Source organism: Microbacterium sp. CPCC 204701 (assembly GCF_004010105.1).
Classification (GTDB): Bacteria; Actinomycetota; Actinomycetes; order Actinomycetales; family Microbacteriaceae; genus Microbacterium.
Genome location: NZ_RRYE01000581.1, coordinates 1 through 1,312, shown reverse-complemented (window position 1 = coordinate 1,312; position 1,312 = coordinate 1). Strand labels below are relative to the sequence as shown.

Annotated in this window: 1 protein-coding gene; it reads left to right on the top strand. The window is 74.5% G+C overall.

Annotated elements, in window-relative coordinates; genetic code table 11:
• Positions 1-1,312 (top strand): putative Ig domain-containing protein (locus EIO58_RS19065; protein WP_205789390.1); only part of this gene is annotated, 1,312 nt, incomplete at both ends.

The window sequence follows — 1,312 nt, the reverse complement described above, 5'->3', positions numbered from 1 at the left end:
CGCTCGTCTCGGGCCCGCTGCCGGCCGGGCTCGCGCTCGGTGCCGACGGCGTGCTGAGCGGCACGCCGGCCGCCGGGAGCGGCGGCTCGTACCCGGTCGTCGTGCGGGCGGCGAACACCGCAGGCGAGACGACGACCCATCCCACGCTCGTCGTGCGCGAAGCCCCCGCCATCACGAGCTCCGACTCGGCGTCGTTCCTCGCGGGAACCCCGAGCACGTTCACCGTCACGGCGACCGGCTCCCCGGCCCCGGCCCTCACCCTCACCGGGGTGCTCCCCGTCGGCCTCGCCTTCACCGACCAGGGCGACGGCACGGGCACGATCTCGGGCACCGCGTCGCCGCTTGCGGCCGGATCCGCCACGGTGACGCTCGTCGCTGCGAACGCCGCCGGCTCGGTCCAGCAGACGCTGCGGGTCGGCGTCGACAGCGCGCCGTTCTTCACGGGCCCCCTCCACGCCGAGCTCGTCGTCGGAACGCCTGCGTCGTTCTCGGTCACCGCCACAGGGCGACCGGTGCCGAGCATCGCGGCACTAGGCGCGCTGCCTGCGGGGCTGTCACTGACCGACGAGGGAGATGGCACGGCGACGCTGTCGGGCACCCCCACGGCGCCGGGTGTCACCACCGTCGCCGTACGCGCGCAGAGCGCCGTCGGCGCACAGGAGGCGTCGCTGACCATCACCGTGCGCCAGGCGCCCGCCATCACGAGCCCCGACACCGCGATCCTCGTCGTCGGCACCGCCGGAAGCTTCACCGTCACCGCGACCGGCAGTCCCGCCCCCGACGTCGCCGTCGCCGCGGGCGCCCTCCCGGCCGGCGTGACCCTGGCCGACAACGGCGACGGCACGGCGACGATCTCCGGCACGCCGGCTGCGGGCACCGGAGGCGACCATGTCGTGACCCTGTCGGCCACGGTCGCCGGACTCTTACCCGCGATGCAGGAGTTCACGCTCAAGGTCAAGCAGGAGCCGGTCTTCACCAGCTCCGCCACGGCCACGTTCGTCGCGGGCACGCCGGGCAGCTTCACGATCGTGACCGAGGCCGTGCCGACGGCATGGCTCGAGATCGTCGGGACGCTGCCTCCGGGTTTGAGCTTCGTCGACAACGGCGACGGTACCGCCACGATTGCGGGGACCCCCGCAGTCGACGCCGTGGGGACGTGGTCGGTGACCGTCAACGCCACGAACGACCTGGTCGACCCGCCGCAGACGCTGACCATCGCCGTCGCTCCTGCTGCTGCTGCCGGCGGCGGCGGCGCGGATGGCGGCGGGAGCGCAGCCGGTTCCCTTCCCGCGACCGGCGCAGACGCGCCGCT